The sequence below is a fragment of the Nostoc sp. KVJ20 genome (assembly GCF_001712795.1).
In the GTDB taxonomy this organism is placed as follows: domain Bacteria; phylum Cyanobacteriota; class Cyanobacteriia; order Cyanobacteriales; family Nostocaceae; genus Nostoc.
The window spans coordinates 12,881-32,769 of sequence record NZ_KV757578.1; the positions used below are offsets into that span (position 1 = coordinate 12,881).

At 42.2% G+C, this 19,889-nt stretch carries 22 protein-coding genes; 6 read left to right on the forward strand and 16 right to left on the reverse strand.

Going from position 1 to position 19,889, the window contains the following annotated elements; genetic code table 11:
* Positions 1-138 precede the first annotated feature (138 nt).
* Complete coding sequence (locus A4S05_RS07520; RefSeq protein WP_069069207.1) at positions 139-423, forward strand: YiaA/YiaB family inner membrane protein; 285 nt, start codon at positions 139-141, stop codon at positions 421-423.
* A gap of 264 nt (positions 424-687) precedes the next feature.
* Here the strand turns inward: A4S05_RS07520 and A4S05_RS07525 are convergent, their stop codons facing one another.
* Genes A4S05_RS07525 through A4S05_RS07535 form a run of 3 tightly spaced genes read right to left on the reverse strand, consistent with a single transcriptional unit; the run spans position 688 to position 1,784 of the window.
* Positions 688-1,149 carry a ferredoxin gene (locus A4S05_RS07525; RefSeq protein WP_069069208.1) on the reverse strand — a complete coding sequence of 154 codons (462 nt, stop codon included), beginning with the start codon at positions 1,147-1,149 and terminating at the stop codon, positions 688-690.
* Positions 1,149-1,535, reverse strand: a complete 387-nt coding sequence (locus tag A4S05_RS07530; RefSeq protein WP_069069209.1) for a DUF1257 domain-containing protein — start codon at positions 1,533-1,535, stop codon at positions 1,149-1,151. The genes A4S05_RS07525 and A4S05_RS07530 overlap by 1 nt, the downstream gene beginning before the upstream one ends.
* A gap of 39 nt (positions 1,536-1,574) precedes the next feature.
* Positions 1,575-1,784, reverse strand: a complete 210-nt coding sequence (locus A4S05_RS07535; RefSeq protein ID WP_012406943.1) for a DUF2997 domain-containing protein — start codon at positions 1,782-1,784, stop codon at positions 1,575-1,577.
* A 571-nt stretch (positions 1,785-2,355) separates the two neighbouring features.
* On the opposite strand from A4S05_RS07535, the gene A4S05_RS07540 reads away from it, so the two are divergent.
* A complete protein-coding gene (locus A4S05_RS07540) occupies positions 2,356-2,901 on the forward strand; it encodes a protein-tyrosine phosphatase family protein (protein ID WP_069069210.1) in 546 nt (181 codons plus the stop codon).
* A 152-nt stretch (positions 2,902-3,053) separates the two neighbouring features.
* Complete coding sequence (locus tag A4S05_RS07545; RefSeq protein WP_069069211.1) at positions 3,054-3,743, forward strand: SAM-dependent methyltransferase; 690 nt, start codon at positions 3,054-3,056, stop codon at positions 3,741-3,743.
* A 54-nt stretch (positions 3,744-3,797) separates the two neighbouring features.
* On the opposite strand, the gene A4S05_RS07550 is transcribed toward A4S05_RS07545, so the two are convergent.
* From A4S05_RS07550 to A4S05_RS07560, 3 genes are all read right to left on the reverse strand, one after another.
* Entirely contained in the window at positions 3,798-4,115 is a 318-nt protein-coding gene (locus A4S05_RS07550; protein ID WP_256090858.1) for a type II toxin-antitoxin system PemK/MazF family toxin, read from the reverse strand.
* On the reverse strand, positions 4,115-4,375 hold the full coding sequence (locus A4S05_RS07555) for an AbrB/MazE/SpoVT family DNA-binding domain-containing protein (protein ID WP_069069213.1): 261 nt from the start codon (positions 4,373-4,375) through the stop codon (positions 4,115-4,117). Before A4S05_RS07555 ends, A4S05_RS07550 begins: the two co-directional genes overlap by 1 nt.
* Before the next feature lie 170 nt (positions 4,376-4,545).
* The gene (locus A4S05_RS07560; RefSeq protein ID WP_069069214.1) at positions 4,546-5,448 is read right to left on the reverse strand and encodes a LysR family transcriptional regulator; all 903 of its coding nucleotides are present in this window, start codon (positions 5,446-5,448) and stop codon (positions 4,546-4,548) included.
* A 109-nt stretch (positions 5,449-5,557) separates the two neighbouring features.
* Here A4S05_RS07560 and A4S05_RS07565 point away from each other — a divergent pair, with 109 nt between their 5' ends.
* The 3 genes from A4S05_RS07565 to A4S05_RS07575 all read left to right on the forward strand — a co-directional run bounded on the left by A4S05_RS07565 (position 5,558) and on the right by A4S05_RS07575 (position 8,445).
* Positions 5,558-6,421, forward strand: a complete 864-nt coding sequence (locus tag A4S05_RS07565; protein ID WP_069069215.1) for an NAD(P)-dependent oxidoreductase — start codon at positions 5,558-5,560, stop codon at positions 6,419-6,421.
* 183 nt (positions 6,422-6,604) lie between these two features.
* Entirely contained in the window at positions 6,605-7,663 is a 1,059-nt protein-coding gene (locus A4S05_RS07570; RefSeq protein WP_069069216.1) for a methyltransferase, read from the forward strand.
* A 152-nt stretch (positions 7,664-7,815) separates the two neighbouring features.
* Positions 7,816-8,445, forward strand: a complete 630-nt coding sequence (locus tag A4S05_RS07575; RefSeq protein WP_069069217.1) for a glutathione S-transferase family protein — start codon at positions 7,816-7,818, stop codon at positions 8,443-8,445.
* A gap of 67 nt (positions 8,446-8,512) precedes the next feature.
* Here the strand turns inward: A4S05_RS07575 and A4S05_RS07580 are convergent, their stop codons facing one another.
* The 10 genes from A4S05_RS07580 to A4S05_RS07625 all read right to left on the reverse strand — a co-directional run bounded on the left by A4S05_RS07580 (position 8,513) and on the right by A4S05_RS07625 (position 19,673).
* On the reverse strand, positions 8,513-9,118 hold the full coding sequence (locus A4S05_RS07580; protein WP_069069218.1) for a nucleotidyltransferase family protein: 606 nt from the start codon (positions 9,116-9,118) through the stop codon (positions 8,513-8,515).
* Complete coding sequence (locus A4S05_RS07585; RefSeq protein WP_256090859.1) at positions 9,100-10,365, reverse strand: XdhC family protein; 1,266 nt, start codon at positions 10,363-10,365, stop codon at positions 9,100-9,102. The genes A4S05_RS07580 and A4S05_RS07585 overlap by 19 nt, the downstream gene beginning before the upstream one ends.
* Before the next feature lie 36 nt (positions 10,366-10,401).
* The gene (locus tag A4S05_RS07590; RefSeq protein WP_218107935.1) at positions 10,402-11,556 is read right to left on the reverse strand and encodes an amidohydrolase family protein; all 1,155 of its coding nucleotides are present in this window, start codon (positions 11,554-11,556) and stop codon (positions 10,402-10,404) included.
* A 1-nt stretch (position 11,557) separates the two neighbouring features.
* Positions 11,558-11,995 (reverse strand): SRPBCC family protein, encoded by a 438-nt coding sequence (locus A4S05_RS07595; protein ID WP_069069219.1) that lies wholly within the window; start codon positions 11,993-11,995, stop codon positions 11,558-11,560.
* A 57-nt stretch (positions 11,996-12,052) separates the two neighbouring features.
* Positions 12,053-12,574 carry a DMT family transporter gene (locus tag A4S05_RS07600; protein ID WP_069069220.1) on the reverse strand — a complete coding sequence of 174 codons (522 nt, stop codon included), beginning with the start codon at positions 12,572-12,574 and terminating at the stop codon, positions 12,053-12,055.
* A 55-nt stretch (positions 12,575-12,629) separates the two neighbouring features.
* Positions 12,630-13,727: an NAD(P)-dependent alcohol dehydrogenase gene (locus A4S05_RS07605; RefSeq protein WP_069069221.1), complete on the reverse strand. Its 1,098-nt coding sequence runs from the start codon at positions 13,725-13,727 to the stop codon at positions 12,630-12,632.
* A 98-nt stretch (positions 13,728-13,825) separates the two neighbouring features.
* Positions 13,826-15,982: a xanthine dehydrogenase family protein molybdopterin-binding subunit gene (locus A4S05_RS07610; RefSeq protein ID WP_069069222.1), complete on the reverse strand. Its 2,157-nt coding sequence runs from the start codon at positions 15,980-15,982 to the stop codon at positions 13,826-13,828.
* Positions 15,983-15,995: 13 nt separating this feature from the next.
* Positions 15,996-16,466, reverse strand: coding sequence for a (2Fe-2S)-binding protein (locus A4S05_RS07615; protein ID WP_069069223.1), 471 nt, complete (start codon positions 16,464-16,466; stop codon positions 15,996-15,998).
* Between the two features lie 227 nt (positions 16,467-16,693).
* Positions 16,694-18,121: a hypothetical protein gene (locus A4S05_RS07620; RefSeq protein ID WP_069069224.1), complete on the reverse strand. Its 1,428-nt coding sequence runs from the start codon at positions 18,119-18,121 to the stop codon at positions 16,694-16,696.
* Positions 18,081-19,673: a hypothetical protein gene (locus A4S05_RS07625; RefSeq protein ID WP_069069225.1), complete on the reverse strand. Its 1,593-nt coding sequence runs from the start codon at positions 19,671-19,673 to the stop codon at positions 18,081-18,083. Before A4S05_RS07625 ends, A4S05_RS07620 begins: the two co-directional genes overlap by 41 nt.
* Between the last annotated feature and the right edge of the window lie 216 nt (positions 19,674-19,889).

The following is a 19,889-nucleotide window of genomic DNA, read 5'->3' on the forward strand; positions in this document are numbered from 1 at the left end:
ACCTACCCATTAATACAATTACTGTTAACACCAATTCTCTAAAATCAAACTATCTAATAAAAGTTTAGAGGATCAGATTAAATCTTATACCTCTTAATTACGAATTGGTACAAATAACTCATATCAAAGATAAGAAATATGCAAACAATTGGTACTCAAAAAGACAGTCCAGCTTGGGTTATTCAAACTTGGGCAGCTTTTGTGATTTCTATTTCTATGACCACCTTCGGTATTGTAAATTTACCTGTGAACAGTTGGGTAAAAGGATTTATGGGTATGGGTTTAGCTTTTTCTGTTGGCTCAACTTTTACTTTGGCAAAAACTACTAGAGACTTGCACGAAACTAGAAGATTAACTGCTAGGTTAGACGAGGCGAAAGTAGAAAAATTGCTTTCACAACATGATCCTCTAAATTTAAAATGAAGCGAGTTACAGCAATTTTGGATTAAAAGGCTTTACTAAAAAGCTGTTAAAAATTAACTATATTACGAAACAATACTCCTCGGTTAATCACTTTTAACTCGGAATCTGGTTTGGGGAAAAGGTTAAAGGTTAAGGGGTAAAGGTTTTTTCTTTTCCCTTTCCCATTCCCCTTTCCCCCAAAACCCGACAAGTATTGTATTACGAAAAACTAAAGGACTGGATATACCAGTCCTTTATTATATTGATTTAACGTTTGTTTTTATCTTAATAACGGGATTTTTTGGTCTTTAACTTTTGCTTTTTACGCCGACGTTCGCTAGCAGCCACGGCTTGTTCTACCGGATAACCCACTACAGGAATTACCTGATATTTGCGCTCTTCTTCTAAGTTTTTCAGTGCAGTGTAATCAACCCAATGAATACAATCAACTGGACACGTGTCAATTGCTTCTTGGATAAGTTCCTCAGCGTCCCCATCTTGGCGAACCACGCGCGATCGCCCGTAATCTGGTTCAATGTAGAAGGTGTTACGCGCAACATGAGCGCAATGCTTACAACCAATACAGGTGATTTCGTCAACATAAACACCATTTTGGCGCAGCACACCGCCCAATTCCGGTTCCAAACCAGAACGTTCTGGGGCATCCCGTAAGAAACCCCCTAATTCTGGTTCCAAACCGGAACGGTTCTCTTCTTGTTCTTCCGGCGACGGCAGAAAATCAGCCATTACGCACTCCAGCGCTGTACTACCAGGCGAATTGAACCATCTTCATTTTTTTGTTGTTCAGAAACTTGAAAACCAACACGAGCTGTTTCTTTGATAACTGTTTGATAAGCATAGCGCTGTGTTACTTGGCGCAAAAATCCATCTACAGACAAATCTTGCTGCCAATATTGCAAGTCAGCCACCAGTTCATATTCTTTGCCATTCCATCTAAAACCGATGTCATAGCCATTTTCCTGCTCAATACTAACTTCCGCAGGATGGGTTTGACCGCGATAGCCACGGACTTCGCGTGGGCCGGGTTTCCAGTCTACGCCCAATTCAGTTAAAGCATCTTTCAAAGAATCAAGGTTACGGATTTGAGTCTTAATTTGGCTAAAGTGTGACATGGTGGTTGTGAATTAATAACACTAAACTACTGTGAAAACTTACCAATCGCTGTAAGTGGTGTGTGTATTCGCCACATTAGATTGCTGCACCTTCGCGGCGAAATATTCTGAGGTTGGCTCATGATTAAGTACTTGCCCTAACTGTGCTTCTATTGCCGCTGTAACCTCAGCGCAAGAAGCACCCACAATGCCAGTGACTTTCTCTTGTACCCGACCGTCTGGATAAATTATGAACTCTAATGTCTCCATTCTTTTGGCCAACCAGGATAAGTACGCTTAAATTGTACTGCCTTAGCAGAAGGCTACAAATATAGCCGTAGGAACATTTTTACTTAGATACAAACCTGCGATTTGTTAACTAATGTTCCATCTTTCAACACATATATCTCAGAATCTTTGCAAAACTTATTAATATTATAAGCACATACATCAGTATTTAGTTAGTTTCTCTTAACCTCCTTAATTAGTCAAGGTGAGAACTGAAGGTAGCTAGGTAAGCTGTAAAAGTGCTAAGAATAAGCATTAGAGGTAGTATAGCCAGCAAGAGAATTCACAAAAATATAAAATTTCTTGAAAAACTTTATTATTACCATTCGATTTACCTTATTCTCTTCCGGGTAGCTTGTATGCAATGCTGTATCAGCCTAGAGCAAGATAGTGGTGTATACGTAGGTATTGTATTAAGTCTTTGATATAGTGACTTTAGTTAGCATCGGGTGTAAAAGGATTTTTAAACTGCGATCGCTGAAAGCGTTGGCGCAGCTATCGCTATTTTCTGCCATTGGTAAGATTTACTAACCTCGACTCTAGACAGTTCAATATGTACAAGTTTGCCCCAGCTTGGGAGAAGGAGCAAATAGTCTTTGGTGCTGCGCGACCTGGATACACTGACAAGAATGTTCAGGATTGGATAGAATTCATGAAGCGCCAAAATATCAAGCGTGTTTGCTGTCTTCTTGCTGAACAACAGCTAGCTTCTTTCTCTGATCTTCTCACAATGTACAAACAAGAATTTGGGAATCAGGTGGTTTGTTGGGCACCAATTGCAGATTTCCATTTATCTGATTTAGAAACCCTCACACAGAAAATACTTCCTTTCTTAATAGAAGCTGATGAACAAAATGAGAAAGTTATTGTACACTGCTCTGGTGGAATTGGACGTACTGGACATGTGTTAGCGGCATGGCTAGTTAGTATGCGAGGCTTATCAAATCAAGCTGCAATAAATGCTGTTAAGAGAACAGGAAGAAATCCTTATGAAGCTGCGATCGCTGCTGTATTTAGAGGTAGAAATCCCTTGACTGTTCTAAAACAACTTGACGTGCTTCTGAATAATTGCCGTCTAGCAATGCATAAAACATTTTAAGTTTACTATAGGACTCATATTTGATTTCTGAAAAAACTCAGTACAACTAAGAAGCCTTCTTGACTGTTGCCTGTCTACGCAAATTCGTTCAGAAATCAAAGCGTATTCCTATATTATCCTGTTTTAATCAGTCTATTGACGAGGTAAATTCTATGGCAATGGTTTTAGAGAAAGTAGTTCCTTTTGGGAGGTCGATGGATGAATATATAAAAATATTCAATTTAACAAATGCAGATTTAAATAAAAGAATCATTGGGATTGGGGATGGGCCAGCAAGCTTTAATGCCGAAATGACACGTCAGGGTAAAAGTGTAGTTTCTGTTGATCCACTATACCAATTTTCCGGTGATGAAATATTGCAAAGATTTAATGAAGTGGTAGATAACATCATTAACCAAGTCAAGGCGACATCGAATGATTGGGTATGGAGCTATCATAAATCCCCGGATGATTTGCGACAAAATCGAGTCAAAGTTATTCAAGAATTTCTGTCTGATTATGAAACTGGCAAAAAGAGTAATAGATATACAGTTGGTGAATTACCAAAATTGGCTTATGATAATCAAGAATTTGATATAGCTCTTTGTTCGCATTTATTATTTTTATATTCAGACCATCTCGATTACGATTTTCATTTAAATTCAGTAGGTGAGATGTTGCGTATTGCGAAAGAAGTCAGAATATTTCCCCTGATAACTTTAATGTGGAAACATTCACAACATTTAGATGAAATAGTTAAATATTACACTTCGAAAGGTTACAAAATAGATATTGAAAAGGTTGAATACGAACTACAGCCTGGTGGAAACCAGATGTTGAAGATAACCAGATATGTTATGTAATTCGTATCTATAAAAAATTGGTATAACCATCGGATGTATAGATTGTTAGGTATATTATTCAGCAAACATTTCAGCCAAAGTATCTAAAACTGCTTTTTGTTCATCCGGGTCAATCTGACCTAGCTTTTTGACTAATCGAGTTTTGTCAACTGTACGAATTTGGTCTAGAACAATTTGCCCATTTTTACCCTGAAACTCACAAGTGACACGAGTCGGATAAGACTGTCCTTTATTTGTCATCGGAGCAACAATAACCGTGGCAATATATTTATTCATCTCATCTGGTGAAATTACTACACAGGGTCTTGTCTTTTGAATCTCACTGCCAATTGTTGGGTCGAGGTTAACCAAAAACACATCAAATCGATTCACTACCACTCCCACTCTAGATGCTCCCACTCTGTAGTTATTGCATCATCGAGCAGTGTATCGTCGTGTTGCTTCGCCATTCTTGCAAATGCTTCATCCCATCCATGACGCGATTGAGAGGCAGCACGGACAATTAGGTGACAATCTTGAATTTCAATTTCCACCTCTTCGCCAATACCACTTTGTTCCAGCAGAAGTTTAGGAATGCGGATACCTTGAGAATTTCCGATTTTAACAATACGGGTTCTAATTGCTGTCCCCATGAGAAGACTTATCCTTGATTGTAATTACATTGTGATTACTAATCAGAATTTTGTCAACAAGCGCTCAATTTTTCAATAATTTTTAATGCGATCGCACTTATCCCTCTTTCAAGAAACACTTGACTTAAAGCTTATGTAGAAAGGGTTTCTTGAAAGAGGGATAACTCATCTTATTTGCAGTCAGAGCATTTTCGTTTTAGAAAGTTAATCATGACTCGCACTTTGTTTGGTAAATAAGTTTGACTAGGGTATAAAAGCCATGCAGCTGTCTCGAAATCCGTCGCAGTCACATGATAATTTGGGAATAAGTCAATAAGCTTTCCCTGAGCGATATCTTCGTCAATCAGCCAGTTGGCTAACAGTGCAGGCCCCATACCAGCAAGCGCACAATCACGAAGTCCTAACGCATTTGATATCACTACATCACCTTCGATAGGTACTTCGCTGACTGTTCCATTATTGTCACGGAATAACCACCTTGATCGGAAGTTTGGTAAAGTGAAAAGTAGGCACTTATGAACTCGGAGATCGTCTGGAACGTGTAAGTACTTCTCACGCTCCACGTAGGCAGGACTAACGCACACTCGGTAGCGCGTGTTGAATAACTTTAGGCAGATAACACCAATCTGAATATTTGGCCCGAGACGGATCGCTAAATCCACCCGTTCAGATACTAAATCAAGATTTGTATCTGTTAATAGTAGTTCAAGTTTGAGATCGGGAAATAAATCCCGAAATTCTGGGAGTAAGGGCACAAGAAACTTATGACCAAACGCTACTGAGGTCGTGACTCTCAAAGTACCGATAGGGCCAACACTGACTGCAAGGGCTTCGTCACGAGCGTGCTCTAGCTCATCTAACAAAGCATCAACACGACACAGGTAGAGATTTCCGGACTCTGTTAGGGTCATGTGCCGTGTTGTTCGCTGGAATAAGCGTATGCCTAATTCTTCCTCAAGAGAGGCGACGACCCGCGATACAGATGAGGGATCTATATTGTGGTCTCGGGCGACTGCTGCAAAACTGCCTCGACGAGCAACTTCAATGAAAATACGTAAGCTTTCCAAATCCATTCTTGTATATTATGCACGAGTGTGATGCAATAGCAACTATTGATACCATTTGATAGATAAAGTAAGCTGATGCCCAAGAAAACAATCATCTCTCTAAGGAAATAATTATATGTCTATAGTTGCTGTACTTGGTATGGGTGCGATGGGGTCGCCCATGGCCGCAGCACTTTTAAAGGCAGGTCATGAGGTTAAAGTATGGAACCGAAGTCCAGATAAGACAGCTCCTCTTGTGGAGATGGGGGCTGAAGCCGCCGATACACCTCGTGCAGCTGTGAAGGAAGCAGACTTTGCTATCTGCATGGTGCGAGATGACGATGCCTCAAGGGATGTATGGTTAAATCCTGATACTGGTGCACTGGCTGGCTTGTCTAAAAACTCCGTAGCTATTGAAAGTTCAACAATAACTGTTGCTTGGGCGCGGGAACTTGCAAAGCACTTTTCTCATGAAGGAATCACCTTCTTGGATGCACCAGTAGCTGGTTCTCGCCCACAGGCAAAAGCAGGCCAGTTAATTTACTTTGTTGGTGGTGAAGCCGATGCTGTTGCAAAGGCAGAGCCAGTTTTAAAAGCTATGGGTAACGCTGTACACCATGCTGGGCCAAGTGGAAGCGGAGCAGCTGTCAAACTTGCTGTCAATGCGCTGTTCAGTGTGCAAGTTGCAACTGTAAGCGAGTTGATTGGACTTATGCAACGTTGCGGACTAGATGAAACCAAAGTGATGGACATTGTGTCCTCAACTCCGGTGTGTAGCCCAGCAGCTAAAGCAGCCGCAGGTGGAATACTGGCTCGCAACTTTGCCCCAATGTTTCCTGTTGAGCTTGTGGAGAAAGATTTAGGTTATGTGTTCGACACAGCCAAACTAAATGGCGCGTCAGTGCCAATGGCGGAAACAGCTTGGCATATATTTACAGAAGCTATCAAGCAAGGTCACGGTGATGAGAACATCACTGCTGTGTCTCATCTCTATCTATAGATATATAGTTTTGTAGTTGGCTTTGGTTTTCATATTCAGGCTGAGTGGGGAACGAAATATGGTAATAGGCAAAATTTACCATTCTCCCTAATTTGTGCAACAGCGCCAATTTAAATTAGTAAATCTGCATTTTTACTACATATTTAGCACTACCCATTTTTGCAATTACTTAGGAGAATTAAAATGACCCAAGTAACAAGTAAAGCTTCAATTAACAAGCTTGACAAACCACAAACATCTGGTACAAAAGTTTGGGATGTGATCGTTGGTTTATACAATTATCCAACTTTGCTAGTTGCTCATGAACTAAAACTGTTTCCCCTCCTAGCGGAAACACCACGCACTTTAGAAGAGATTTCCCAGAGTCTAAACCTTGCACCACGAGCAGCAGGAACGCTTTTATCTGTATGTGCATCTCTGGATTTTATCGAACTAAAGGATGGATACTACTCCCTTACGAATGTTGCTTCTGAGTATTTACTTGAAACTAACCCTACTTCTTTTTGCGGCTATTTGGATTTGATGATTGCTAACGCCGATTCTTTCTCCTACGTGGGAGTTAAGAAAGCAATTTTAACAGATGCTCCTATTGTTTATGAGGGTGATTCACTATACGAAGTTCACGAACAAGAAAATAAAGATCAAGTTACGCGAACTTTTACAAAAGCGATGCATTCCATTAGTGTTGCTCCCGCCCTGGCGTGGACTGAAACTTTAGACCTATCTAGCAATAAACATCTGCTTGATATTGCTGGGGGTTCTGGCGCTCACAGCATCGGTGCAACCCTCAAGTGGCCTAAATTGAAAGCCACAATTTTGGATATAGCGCCAGTCTGCGAAGTCGCTCAAGAGTATATTGCCGAGTATGGACTGTCAGAGCAAATTACCACTGAAGTTAGGGATATGTGGAATGATCCTTTCCCCTCTGCTGATTTGCATTTTTACTCGCTGATATATCACAATTACGACCTTGAGAAAAACCGTTTTCTGACAAAAAAAAGCTTTGATAGTTTAGAGCCTGGTGGACGCATAATTATTCACCAGTGGCTATTTAACGATCATCGGACAGGGCCATTATCCACTGCGGCATTCAACGTGATTATGCAGATTTGGTGTGCTGGCGGACAAGAATATTCAGGTCTGGAGCTATCTAGCATACTGGCAGAAGCTGGGTTTGTTGACATTGAAGTTAAACCGACCTTTGAATACTGGAGTATTGTAACTGCTCGAAAGCCAGAGTAGGCGATCGCTAAAACACCGATTCAGTAATCAAAGATCATAGCCCTGCGCCTATTGGCAAGCATTACTGGATAAGTTGGGTAGCAATAAAGTTTTCTCAACATTAAAGACTTACCAACTCTACTGTAAAATTTTTAACTGGGAACTTGAAAATAATGACCAAACTCATAGTTTACGGAACTCCCCTCAGTACTTATGTTCGCACTGTCCGGTTGCTGCTAGAGTCAGCAGGTGTAGATTACACCCTTAAAGGAATTGATATCTTTACTGGAGAAAACCACTCAGCGGAGTATTTATCCAAAAATCCTTTTGGAAAAATACCAACTCTGGAAGTAGATGGGGAACTGCTTTATGAAACAACAGCAATTACCGAATACCTCGATATAGTGTTTGCCGATAACAAGTTCAGCCCATCTGAACCGATGCTCAAAGCGCGGATGCGTCAGATAATAGGGATTATTGATAACTATCTTTATGCTCATGTTGGAACAATTGTAATGCAATGCTTGGTTGTACCAAGTCAGGGCGGCAATACAGATTCCGATTTGGTACAAAAGGCTTCCGCACCAGCAAAAAAGGCTATAGAGGCAATTGAATCACTATCTGTTGCTAGCCCATATCTACTTGGTAGCCAACTAAGCATTGCCGATTTCTACCTAATTCCTCTCTTCATCTACCTATCGCAGACTTCGGAGTTTGAGGTAATTACTGGTCAAACTCCGAAACTACGGAGTTGGTGGGATAAGGTCAATCAGCTTGAGAATGTGAAAAAAGTGACTGTATAATTTCCAATGGGGTTGTAAGCTGTTGCATACAACCCTTCACTAACTGCAATCTGCTGTATTATCAATTTTAAAATCCCGTCCCATTTTTTATTAAAAGCTGCTCGTAATCATCTGGAGTATCTAAGTCAAATACACCTTCCGGGAAAGGAATTGCTAAAACTTCTCCAAGAGATTTTTTAATTATCTGTCTTGCACCATCCGTGCCACTGAGTCTGGTCAGTTTTGCAAATAAAGTGCGGTTAAATAATGCAGGAACACCTAGAGTGTTTGCATATTGTGAAGCAACTATTGGCTTAAGAGTAGTTTCGTGAACTTCAACAAGTTGATTTATGAGTTGAGGTGAAATAAAAGGTTGATCGCATACCATCAAAACAACAGCTTTTGCTTCTTTTTTGATGAGATTAAGGGCTTCTATACCAACACGAATAGAGCTACTTATTCCCTCACCAAAAAGTGGATTTTCCATAACATATACTTGTTCTGAGTTAATCTCTGGTTTAATAAGTTCAGAATATGCCCCTAATACAACAATAATTGGGTGGCAAACTGAAGCAATTGCCACTTGAACGATATGCCCAATCAAACTCTGTTCACCGTAACGTAGAAGTTGTTTTGGCGTTCCCATACGAGTGGATGCACCAGCAGCAAGAATAATTATACCGACATCAGACATGTGATTTCCTCTCCATGAATTGAGCCAAGTCGTGCCCTGAGCATTCCACCAGCGCGATTTGCCAACACTGCTTGAATTTCTGCTACGATTGAGAGCGCGATCGCTTCTGGTGAATCTGCACCAATATCAAGACCCACAGGAGCGTAAAGACGTTGCAGTTGTGTATCTTTTGGCAAAAATTCCTCAGACTTGAGGTCTTGTAGTAATCGCTGAGTGCGACTTTTAGGGCCGAGAATACCAATGTAGGATACAGAAGATGGTAACAAGGTTCGCAGCAGTGCCAAATCGCTCTCATATCTATGAGTCATAACTATAGCAACTGTGCGTGAATTCAGATTGAGGTGGTTCTGAATTGTTTGAGGTTCGCTAAAAATAATTTGGTCTGCATTGGGAAAACGTTCAAAAGTTATATAGCCTGGTCTGTTATCGACAACTGTGACGTGCCAACCTTGGTGTTTGACAAGATTGACAACTGGGATGGCATCATGGCCTGCACCAAAAACTACCAAAGGAACAATAGGATGAATGACTTCTAGGAAGACTCCAGCAATACCACTGGGAAGAATATAAGACTTTACCCGCGATTCCCCTTGGTTGAGTACTTGTTGGACATCTACCAAAATCTGCTGCACAAGTAATTCATCTTCAATATTACTAATAACAGTACCATCTGGCTTTAAGAACAATCGAGATGCTACTTTGGCGATGATTTCTCCACTCACTTTAAATACAGTAGCCATTACCCCTGACTCTTGCCCATGCAGACATTCAGCAATAAAATCTAGCTGACCTTTGGCCAATTGGTTAGAAAGCGGCTCAATGAGTACCTCAACTACACCATTACAACCAAGACCAAATCCCCAAACAATATCATCGCTGGCAGTAGTATCATAGTTGACAACAACCGGAACTCCATCAGCAAACATCAGGGCTTGGGCTTTTTCAAACACATCACTTTCTAAGCAACCACCACTCACACAGCCAATCATTTGCCCTTCTTCAGTCAGCAGCATCCTAGCACCAGGGCGACGATAGACAGAGCCACTAGTTTTGACAACGGTGGCTAGAGCAGTAAGTTCACCTTTCTTTTGACTTTGCTCAAAAGCTGCGAGGATGTTTTGAAGTTCTTTCATGGGTGGTGTAGAGAAGGCAGGAGATAGAAGATAGGGAGAAGATATTCGGACTTCTTTATTTTCAGTAAACCACAAACTTTTGAAATAGAACGTAAAAATAAGGGTTTCAGCCATCTTGAATGACGATCTGACAGCACACTTACCCATACTTTACAGGGTTTTCAGTTTAAACAAATTTTCCGCATTCAGATGGTATATTTTTTTTCTATCGACATCGCTCATCGGTGTATTATCTATACCTTCAACTGCTTTGGCAGTGGATTCATACGGATAGTCAATCGCAAACAATATACGGTCGGAACCTAATACTGAAAGCGCGAACGTCAAAGCTGGAGACCAGTTTACCCCACTGGTGGCAACAACAAAGTTATCCATGAAATATTCGCTTGGTTTTTTTTGCCGCTTTTTTGCTTGACTCGAATCATCCATTTTTGTCCAAGTTTCATTAGCAAAACGACCGTCGATGCGAGCAAGCCAAAACGGTATACCTTCGCCTAAATGCCCTAGAATAAATTTCAGTTTGGGAAAGCGATCAAATAAACCACTTAAGATTAAACGCATCGCGTGCGTGCTAGTCTCTACAGCAAAGCCCCAACCAGCACCTTCGAGACCATAAGAGAGAAAAGGTTTTATCATCTCTGGAGAAGGTGTTCTCGGATGTAAGTAAATTGGTATATCCAATGCTTGGGCAGCTTCAAATATTACCCAATACTTTGATTGATCCAAATACTCCCCGTGAGTGTGGGAATTAATTATTGCACCTTTAAGACCCAGATATTTTACTGCTCTTTCCAACTCGCGGGCGGCCTCATTCGGTGCTTGGGGTGCCACTGCGGCAAGTCCAGCATACCGATCTGGGTAAGCAGAGATGAATTCAGCTAGTTGATCGTTACTCTTTTTGGCAATATCTACAGCTTTGTCGGTACTGAATACTTGAACACCTGGCGACGTGATTGACAGTATTTGCATGTCAATTCCATATTGATCCATATCACGAATGCGGCTGGCTCCAACATCAGTGAGACGATCGCGGATCTCTTTAGTTGCAGGGCTATTCAGAAACGGTTTGTACAATTTTTGGAATCCGGGTTCTTTATCCACACTGGTAGCAAGGAGTTTGCGCCACTCATCAAATAATTCTGGCGTTGCAAAAGCCTCTTCAATCGCAATTTTCTTGAAGACGCTCTTGCTGAACTCAGTAGTGTAGTTGGTGACTTGGGATGCATCTGTTGCCAATGGAGCCACCACCGCACCGATGGACAGATCCATTGCTGTTTTCAAAAAAGCTCGTTTGCTAAAATCCATATTATCTGCTGAAAATTTTGCTCAAGGCATCAAAACCGACTTGAAACACCTGTTCTAGATTCTGCCGTAATTCGGTTTCTTCTTCAGGTAAACATTTAAAGTTTGCCAGCCATTCGATATAAGTGCGATCGCCATCTGTAATTGGTAACAGTCGTATAGTACAAATGTAGTCTTCCATCGGCTTATTAGGCTCTAGCAGAAAATAGGTGCAGACATATTTTTGATCGTCAAGTCCTAGTAATTGCTCCCGCAGGCTCAGTCCATCTTCACGATTAAAACTACGGATACAGCCTATTTTGTCGCTAGGCTCACCATTTTCTATATGGCTGTCGATTACAGACGGATACCAATTAGGTAGACCATTAAAGTCCCGGATTTTCGCCCATACTTGTTCAACTGATGCGTTGATTACAGAACTGGTTGTAACGTTTACTAGCATTTCATTCCTAGACTAACTCTGCTTAAGATGAGTTTAATTGAGGGTAGATTATTGCTGCTAAAGGCTGGCATCAAAGCTTTTTAAGAAATTAGGTAGCCAACTGATTTCTTTAACATTAGAAAATGTGACTAGCCCTACACCTGCGATCAAGAAGATGATACCGGCAACTTTTTGGAGCGAAATCGGGTCTTTAGGAGACTCTAAGATACCTAGATGGCTAACCACCGCTGCCATCACTACCTGACCCAACACAAACAAAACAAAGAAAGTACTAGCTCCCAAACGGGGAATCAAAGTGGTGGTTCCGAAGACTAACAAAGCACTAAAGACACCACTGAGATATAGATGTATGGGAACATTTTTGAATTTTGAAGCGATCGCTAACCCATCTATATTTGATGTAAAAAGCAAGGTTATTGACAAAGCTATAAAGGTGGTAGCCAGACCCATGAAAAAGAAAGCTATATTGGCTAGAATTGGCGAACCTACATACCGAGCCACAGAGCTATTCATTGGCAGATAGATGGGGGTAATGGCTCCCATCAAGAAGGCACCTAATATAAATACTATAAATTGCATGACTGAGATTTCCTTTTCCTTTGTATTAACTTCAAAAGCCTTAAAGGACGGCTGATTATGATATTTTCAGGACTGGCTTGATCGCCTTGCCCGCTTTAGTATCCGCTACAGCTTTATTGATATCCTGGAAATCATAAACGGTAATCAAACGTTCAAAGGGAAAGCGCCCTTGCTGATTTAATTCCAGTAATGTCGGCAAAAACGTATTTGGTACAGAAGACCCCTGAATAATTCCCCGCAAATTTGCTGCACGTTTAAAAACCTGCGTTGGTGAAAACGGATATTTCTCGCCAAAGTGAGGCGCGATCACCATACCGCATTCGCCACCAGTGGCTAAACAGTCAATGGCATCATTGAGCGCTTGTTCATTCCCGGAGGTTTCCAGGGTATAGCGAACACCATGAGGGGCAATCTCCTTGATTCGTTCGGCAACTCTCCCGTCTTTGGCATTAAATACATGGGTTGCACCCAACTCCAGCGCCAAATTTAAGCGTTCTTCCACCACATCAATAGCAATCAATGGCCACGCACCGACTAGTTTACCTGCCATAATGGCACTCAAACCGACAGCACCGGCACCAAAAACCGCCAGTCCGTCTCTGGGGCCGACTTTAAAGGTATTGAGAATAGAACCCGCACCGGTTTGAACCCCACAAGGAATGGCTGCCAACCTCTCAGCAGCGTGATTGCTGGTTACTGGGACGACATTGCGCTCTACTGTAATTGAGTGGTTAGCGAAAGAGGACTGCTGAAAAAATGCACCGGAAATCTTCTTTCCGCCCAACTTAATCGTGTGGGAGCCATCTAAGCGAGTACCACCAAATCCCAAGGGGATGTGATGATCGCAGAAATAAGGCTGACCCTCCAAACACCCATGACAAGTACCACACCAAGGGTAAGAGATGATGACGCGATCGCCTGGTTTAACTCGGCTAACACCCGACCCCACAGCTTCCACGATCCCTGCACCTTCGTGACCTAACACAATCGGTAGTTTCATGAGATTTTGCGCCACAAAATCTGTATGACAGATGCCGCTAGCTTGATTACGAACCAATATTTCGTTGCTGCGTAAATCATCGAGTTCAATAGTCTCGAATGTAAATTGCCCTTGGGGTTCGTGGACTACAGCAGCAGTTGTCGTTGTGGTCATTTTGCCTCCTGGTTAGCTGTAAAGAAAATTCGTGGGTGATACGTCTTAAATCGGTATGCTATGCAGTCACACTAATTTATCTATGCTTGCTGTAACTTTTATGCGCTTATGGGTAATTGCCGAATCCGTTTGCCTGTGGCTGCAAAAATCGCGTTGCATACCGCAGGTGCGATGGGAGGTGTGGAAATTTCACCCACACCACTAGGTTTTTCTGTGTTCTGCACGATATAAACTTCGACCTTGGGCATTTCATTCATCCGCAGTACGGGATAATCGTGAAAATTACTTTGCTGTACACGACCGTCTTTAAAGGTAATCTCGCCATATAACGCGGCGGATAAGCCATAGACAATGCCCGATTCCATTTGGGCCCGCACAGTATCAGGATTGACCACAATGCCACAATCAACAGCACAAACTACTCGGTGAATACGAGGTTGTCCGTCGGCAGTGACGGATACTTCGGCAATCTGGGCGACGGTGCTGCCAAATGATTTATGTAGGGCTAGTCCTTGGTGTACACCGACTGGAAGCTTGCGTCCCCAACCTGCTTTTTCAGCAGCGAGTTTCAAAGTGGTTCGATGTCGTGGTTGCTCACCTAGCATGGCAAGCCGGAATTCAAGCGGATCTCGGCCGGCGGCGGTGGCCAATTCATCCAAAAAAGACTCGACAACAAAGGCAGTAAAACTGTGACCAACTGAACGCCACCACAATACTGGCACACCATTATCAACAGGGTGATAGTCTACCAGTTGGTTGGGAATTGTATAAGGGTGATCTGCCCCTTCAATCGAAAGGTGATCGATGCCTTCATGAATCAATAATTTTTCAAATGGAGTACCCTTGCCAATTGACTCACCAATCAACCGATGAGACCATCCAGTAATGTTGCCATCTTTATCAAGCCCGGCAGCAATTTTACTGTAATGCACTGGTCGATAATAACCGCCACGGATATCGTCTTCCCGTGTCCAGATTACTTTCACCGGCTTGCCAATGGCTTTGGATAGTTGCACGGCTTCTTTGACGTAATCACCGTGTGGATTAGAGCGTCGTCCAAAGGAACCCCCTAGTAAAGTTGTATGAATCTGAACTTGTTCGGGCTTTAGTCCGGTAATTGCACAGGCAGCTTGTTGATCGGTTGTATGCATCTGTGTGCCTGTCCAGATATCGCAACTGTGCGATCGCACGTCAGCTACACAGTTTAATGGCTCCATCGGTGCATGGGCTAGGTAAGGTGTTTCGTAAACGGCTTGGAGCTTTTTCGCTGCTGCATCAAGTGCGGGTGTGACTTCGCCCGTTTTTCTCACCACTAGCCCTGGACTATTTGCTAGGTCAGCATATTTGCTCTGTAAACCTTCAGAGGAAAGCTCGGCATTGGGGCCTTCATCCCATGTGATTGTGAGGGCATCACGCCCTTTTTTAGCATTCCAGAAGCTATCGGCCACAACTGCTATACCCATAGGTAGCACTACCAGATGCTTTACACCTGCAACGGCTTTGGCTGCTTCAGCGTCAAAATTCTGCAAGCGACTGCCAAAAACTGGCGGTCGCGCAATCAGAGCAATCAGCATTCCGGGAACTTGGACATCGATCCCAAATACCGCTTTCCCCTTAACCTTGTCAGCAGTGTCCAAGCGCTTGATTGGCTTACCGATGAGTTTGAATTCACTGGGCTTTTTGAGCGTAACGTTTTCTGGCACTGGCATTTGGGCGGCGCGATCGGCTAATTCTCCAAAAGATAAGCGGCGATCGCTAGCTGGATGTAAAATATAACTTTTTTCAGCAATACAACTCTCTGGTGATACATCCCAGGTTGTGGCAGCCGCAGCAATCAACATTTCTCGTGCTGTAGCACCAGCGAGCCGCAGTTGATCCCAAGTGGAGCTAATGCTAGTGCTAGCGCCAGTACCTTGATAATTTTTCCATACTGTATGGTCATAGTCGGGATGCACGGGGGCAGACTCAATGCGAATTTTGTCCCAATCGGCTTCGAGTTCTTCAACGAGGATCATCGGTAAAGAAGTATAAACCCCTTGCCCCATTTCAACTTTATGGACAACAATCGTCACAGTATTATCCGGCAGGATGCGGATAAAGGCGTTGGGCTTTGATAGGGGCTTGGTTGGATTAGCTGGAGAGGTTGCGGCCTGTACGCGGCTAGTCGGTGGCAGATAAAACCCAAGAAACAAACCTGCTCCCACTGTGCCAGATGCCTTGAGAAAACTGCGCCGCGTAGTTGTATTGTTTTCCATTCTGACAACCTCCTTAACTTTGCTGGCTCAACAATTCGGAAGCTCTATGAATGGCGGCTCGTATGCTTTGATAAGTACCGCAGCGACAAATGTTACCAGACATCGCAGCATCAATATCAGCATCCGTGGGTTGTGGATTTTCAGAAAGCAACGCCGCAGCAGAGAGCATCTGCCCAGACTGACAATATCCACATTGCGGTACATCAAGTTCTGTCCAAGCTCGTTGAACTGGGTGATCGCCGATCTCCGACAGTCCTTCTATCGTTAAGATATCTTGATTGATACTTGCCGATACTGGCGTCACACATGAACGAATCGGAATACCGTTGAGATGTACTGTACAAGCACCACATTGCGCCATCCCACACCCGAATTTAGTCCCATTTAGCCCAAGATGATCCCGAAGCATCCATAGAAGTGGAGTGTCTTCAGTGACATTAACCTCTCTATTTTCTCCGTTCACTTTTAAATTTATAGTTGCCATATTAATTAGTTTTTAACCTCTCTTTAACTATCTATCCTTTTATTAGGAATTATGCACTGAAAAAAAGAATTATGTTGTGGATTAACGTAAATAAAATCATTTTTGAATGGGAAATAAAACCTTGCTGTAGGGGCAATTAATGAATTGCTCCTACAACCTATGTGGTTTTCAAATCATCTATTTAACTTTACCAAAACTGTGAACCATGAATATGCTTTTCCAAATTGTTACTTGTTAATGTGAACTTTTTGGAAAAGTGGCGTGTCACAAAACCCGATAGGACGCATTCGCAACCCAGCTTCAATCAGCGCAAACACGGTTTTTGGTGAATTTATTGCGGTTGACTCAGGATTATCTTGAAAACGAGCGATCGCATCCGGCAGTCTGAGTTCTGGACTAAACAACATATCCAATTTGCCTATTCTATCAAATGCAGATAATGCATAAGCCGCCACCATATAACTGGAGCCGTAAGTACTTTCGAGATAATGTTCTGAACCAAATATCTCGGCTGCACTATTCGAGAATATTGACAAAATAGACGAATGAAGAATATCAGAACATCCTAATTGGCAAGCCAGATGAATCAAGTAAGTGCATCGTAAATAAGCATCAACTCGGAAGCCGTCTGTTGATTGTATATATCCTTCCATACACTGATGAAAGAATATAACTATATCAGGCACATAGACATCAAGCACTCCGAGATTATCTAATGCATAGATAAAAAATGTTATCTGCGAAGCTTGTGAAGCAGGCGAGAGCGTATGATAAAGCGATACAGCTTGTTCTACCCAGTCCCTCTTATAGGTTAGATAATCAGGACAATCCAACACGGCAATTGCATTGAGTATGAGCGAGAGGGGGAATAGGTAGTAATCTGATCCCTCATGAACTCCATCTGAACTTCGTCTTAATGAATTAGACATCTCCGAATCAAAGATATCTAAAAGAGTCTGAAGATGATTTTGCTCTCCAGTACATACTTGATCTCTGCAACCGATGATGGCTAAGACGGAAAAAATAATCGCGGAACCTCTACCACGGTAAAAGATATCAGAGATAGTTGTAGCCAATTGCAAAGCTTTAGCAGTATATGTATCCCCATTTTCCTGCTGTAACACTAGCAAGTTTGTAAACTCTGCCTGTCCTACGGCCAAGAGCAGATTAGCAAATAGCTGTAATTGCTCATAACGCAGCTTATCGCTGGATAAATCTAATTTTGCTACTTGCTCTAATGCCCTTTCTAGATGCCAATGGACAAGATGTCGATAGGGTTCAAGCTGACCGACCTTCACTAAACTTTCCGTTAATAAAGCACAAGCACGTGCGTACTGCCAAGGTTCAGTCGGTAACTGGTCGATAGCGCTTTTAAACTCGTCATGCGATCGCTCTTGAGCAAGGTAACTATTGAACGATACAGCTTCACATCTTGCCAGGATGCCATTAAGCAAATGATGTGCAAATGTATTGTAACTAGTGTTATTTTTTCGAGATAGGGCAAGACTTATTTTGAGCAACTGATCCGATTTCTCTGGATCAAAGCCTGTTGCTTCCTGTCCGATTCCTAAGCCGTGAACGCACCAGTGCCAAGGGGTTGGAAAAACCCGTCGTTCATTTAGCAGCCCTTTGAAACACTGGCGTTGACCGATCATCTGACTGATTTGCGGTGAAATTTTCGGGAACTGCATAATCTAAAGGTGCTTTTACTGTTTCTAGTTCATGGTTGAAAATCTGGAAATTAGGAACCGGGATGCCGTGGAATTCATCTATCTTTCCTTCGAGCATATCGAGAGTTAAATTAAGCCACTTGATCCCTTCAACGTAGATTGCTAATGGACGTTTTTGGTGATGTGCATTGTCGATCAAAACACCATCGTTGTTCTTGCTAAAGTGGTAGGGGGGCATTGCCGCAAAGTGGCTACCCATAAGGAAAACAAAACGTATGAGCCAGTTAGGATCGTTCTGATTTACATCTGAATCTGGATTGTCCAACTTCCAAGCAGCAGTCATCACTTCGCTGAAATGTTCTTCTATCCCACTATATGAGAGTTCGTATGGGTTTTCTTCATCAAAAGCGAGCAAAATATGGGGTATTTCTCTGTGGAGTTGGTAGGCAAGATCAAAATACTCGCCGTGAATCTTATCATAGTTGCCGAGACTATTATGCCAGGGCTTATTGTCGTACATCGGATCGTCGGCATTAGTATCAACACCGTTCTCATAAAATCCAATAGCGCGCGGATCGAGGAAACGAATCTCTATATCTTCAGCAGTAAACGGAGGGTTTGTGACAGAGAAGTTGTCATAATGTTTCAACAATGGCTCGATATTGCCAATTTTGATATTCTCCGTATTAGTATCGCCCATAACCAGAGAGTGGAACTTCGGCTCTAAAATCGAATGGTAAATTGGATTTTCTCGAAACTCTCTGAGCAGGCGAGGCAAGTTACGCATTCTCTTGCCGTTAATCATGATGTCTTCACTTTTTAGCAGGCTGTCATTGAAAGTTTTCGGTGCTGTTTCCTGCGCGAGAGCAAGACGCTTTTCAATTTTGGTGAAATAGGATTGCTCCAAAGTAGGCTGTGACATTTTGCGCCGACGCTGACTGTGAATCTTTTCATTCAGCAGCCGGAAGATTACGCAATAGAGTGCGGCTACGATTTCCTTGGACGGATTACACCTTCTGACAAACTGGCTAACTTCAATGCCAGGAACAAAAGTCATGTCGTAAATATATTCGTAGATTGTAGATCCATCCTCTGTTACTGTTTGTTCGCGCTCAATCACGTTCAATACTTGAGGAAAAAGAGGCTTAACTGATTCCGGCAGATTCATCAAGTATTGAGTCTGACTCTTGGCTTTCGCACAAGGAGGCAACATTACATCGCTGCCTTCCCGTCCCCATTTTGGGGTAATCAGACGTTCACTTAACACCTTACGAACAAATTTTCCACTACCTGGCTTTTCTAAAAAAAGGGTCATAGATTCACTCCCTCCATATCCAAATCCTAAAAAAGTCTCGTCAGGATTTAAATAATTAGTCAGATCATCTGGAGTTAGATGCTTAACAAGTACATTGCAATATTCAAGGATGTCGCAATGTTGTTGATCTAAACCCAAAGTATTAGGCATAACTTCTAATTTACTAGCTTCACGATTGTGTTTCGGCTTTGTTTTTTGAAATGACTGGTCTTGGTGTTTCATAAATCTTTATATGTTATGGATTGTAATAACTAACGTGCAATTTGACCGTCTGAAGTTAATCTTCAGGTTAGCGACCAAATATACATACAACCTACGTTTATACGATTCCTGAATTGTTTGGAAAAACCTCAAATGTTTATTGAAAAATATTTAGGTTTTTCCCGCCTTATATCCCTCCACTGAATTTTGTACTTAAATTCAGTGGAGGGATATAAG